Below are 2,432 nucleotides of genomic sequence, written 5' to 3'. Positions count from 1 at the left end.
TGTGCTCGCGGATCCGCTCCGGCACCTGGTAGCCCGCCACTGTCTGGTCGGTGTTGAGGTCGATGACCGGGCGGACGGTGATCCGGGTGCCAGCCCGTCCGCACCAGTCGCGGATCTGTCCGGCGGTGACCGGGATGCAGGTGTTGCCCACCCACCCGGGTGCGGTGCCTGACGCGAGGGACTCCGCGGGCAGGTGCAGGTAGAGCGTCACGGGCACCTGCGGCCGCGGTGTAGGAGCGCTGTCGGCGTTCGGAGTGGTGGTGTCGCTGTCGGGCGCCGTGGCGAGGTCGAGGGCGGGTTGGTGGCGGGCCAGCTCGCCGACGGCCATCGAGCGGCGCACGTCCAACGGGGCCTGGCAGCCGGCCTCCGCCAGCGCGCGGGCACCGTCGGTGACGGCGGCGTCGAGGTCGAGGGCGTCGGGGAGGTCGAGCCAACCGGTCACCGCGGCCAGCCCGTGCTGGCTACCGGTCATGTCGTGGGAGATGTCGAAGCGGCGGCCGTCGGCGGCGGCCAGGCGTTGCCGTTCGGCCTCGGCGGGCATGAACCGCATGGTCGCGGTGGTGATGAGCCGGTCGAGCTGGGTGGGGCCGATCCGGCCGGCCACGGCGGCGACCTGGTCGTCGACAAACCGGGCCGCCTCGACGGTGAGGGTCGTGGTGCGGGCGGCGACCCGGCGGGCCTGCCATGCCGCCACCTCACCGCGGTGGACGAGCTCCCACAGCCGGGGGAGGCGGTGGCGCAGCTCGAGCGCCTGCCCGATCAGCGCGCTGCCGGCGTCGGTGGAGCAGCGCAGCGCGGCCGCCAGCTCGGCCACGCAGGACTCATCAACCTGTGGTGTACCGGGACCCGCGAGCGGAACCCCGGTGGAGCGGCCCTGCCAGGTGGCCTCGGCGACGTCCTCGACCGGCGGGTGCAGGTCGGCCCACGCGGCCGCGTACGCCAGGACGGCGGCAGCGGCGGCGTCCTCCGCGGCACGGGCGGCACGGACGTCCGCCAGCAGCGCTGCGGCGTCGGTGCGGCTCGTGCTCATACCGGCAATCTACGGCGTGGGACCGACAGTTCTCGATCCTGTGTTCGAATCTGTGGACAGCTCGGCACGTGTCCTGTAGAGGCCGACCGGCCCTCGCTCAACCGGCGGCGATGCCGATCGCCTCGCTGGGAGCTCGGCCGGAGTCCGCGGCCGTCGGCCGCCGCAACGAGAACATGAGGTTCGTGGCCGCGGCCATCACCAGGCACAACCCCAGCATGTGGAGCATCACCAGGGGCACCGGCACGCCGGTGAAGTACTGCACGTAACCGACGACACCCTGGGCCAGCTCCAGCACCAGCAGCAGCACCGCGGCCCGTGACCGCAGCAGCACGACCGCGACCACCGTGGCCAGCACCAGCGCCCACACGCTCCAGGCGTGCACCTTGGCCACCGTCTCGATGTCGAGACCCGTCCGCGGGGCGTGGTCGTCCCCGGCGTGCGGGCCGCTGCCGGTCACCACGGTCCCCAGCCAGCTCGCCAGCCAGGCCAGCACGAACACCGCCCGACCCAGCCACAGCCGAGGGCCGTCGACCGGCTGGCGGGAGGCCCCGTGCACGATCCTCACCAGCCACACCGAGAGGCAGATCAGCAGCACCGAGAGCAGCAGGTGGAGCGCGACCACGTACGGGTTCAGGCCCGAGTGCACGGTGAGGCCCCCGATGACCCCCTGGAAGGGGACGCCGACGGTGAGCCCGACGGCCAGCAGTCGGACCCGGTGACCACGGGGACCGTCGGGGCGGCGGGCGTCCACGTGGGCGTGGGCCGTCGCCGCGGCGACCGTCGCCACCGCGATCAGGATCAGCACGAAGGTGAGCAGCCGGTTGCCGAACTCGATCACGCCGTGCACGCCCATCTCAGGGGTGGTGACGTAGGACTCGTCGGTGCAGCGCGGCCAGGTGGGGCAGCCGAGCCCGGAGCCCGTCAGCCGCACCAGGGCACCGGTCAGCACGATGCCGCAGTTGGCCACCAGCAGCGCCACCGACCAGCCGCGCAGCGAGCGCTCGCTGCCCAGCACCCTGATCAGGCGATCCATCGGAAGGTCCTCCTCGCGGTCAGCAGCCCGAGCAGCATCCAGATCGCCAGGACCAGCAGGTAGGCCGGGTCGGTCACCCCGGCCGAGGCGTTGCGCAAGCTCTCGCCCAGGGCAGCGGTGGGCAGCGCGCGCACCACCGTGGCCAGCAGCCCGGGGTAGTTCTCCGGCCCGGCGAGCACACCGCCCCCGACGGCCAGCAGCAGGTAGACGAGGTTGGCCAGGCCGAGCGTGGCCTCGGCGCGGACGGCTCCCGCCAGCGCGAGCGCCCACGCCGCGAAGGCCACCACCGCCAGCAGCACCGCGACCACCGCGACCAGCCACGGGCCCGGCTCCCCGGCCGGGCGCCAGCCCAGCAGCAGCGCCACCGCG

General features: G+C 73.9%; 2 protein-coding genes and 1 pseudogene (1 of these 3 cut by a window edge). All 3 read right to left on the bottom strand.

Annotated features, from left to right (window positions below; genetic code table 11):
* Positions 1 to 104: the 5' portion of an HNH endonuclease signature motif containing protein gene (locus GC722_RS19350; RefSeq protein WP_331714874.1), read on the bottom strand. It extends 358 nt beyond the left edge of the window; only the first 104 of its 462 coding nucleotides appear in the window; it begins with the start codon at positions 102 to 104; its stop codon lies off the left edge, out of view.
* A 1,023-nt stretch (positions 105 to 1,127) separates the two neighbouring features.
* Positions 1,128 to 2,063 (bottom strand): COX15/CtaA family protein, encoded by a 936-nt coding sequence (locus GC722_RS14505; protein WP_156611361.1) that lies wholly within the window; start codon positions 2,061 to 2,063, stop codon positions 1,128 to 1,130.
* Positions 2,051 to 2,432, bottom strand: a pseudogene (locus GC722_RS18570) (ABC transporter permease); the annotation flags it as partial. The pseudogene GC722_RS18570 and the gene GC722_RS14505, both read right to left, overlap by 13 nt.

This window comes from Auraticoccus cholistanensis, assembly GCF_009742705.1.
In the GTDB taxonomy this organism is placed as follows: Bacteria; Actinomycetota; Actinomycetes; order Propionibacteriales; family Propionibacteriaceae; genus Auraticoccus; species Auraticoccus cholistanensis.
Note: the sequence above shows the minus strand (reverse complement) of the source record. Positions and strands in the feature narration are given on the sequence as shown.

Excerpts from the sequence above, each read along its gene's own strand:
- GC722_RS14505 (WP_156611361.1), bottom strand. The coding sequence starts at position 2,063 with ATGGATCGCCTGATCAGGGTGCTGGGCAGCGAGCGCTCGCTGCGCGGC.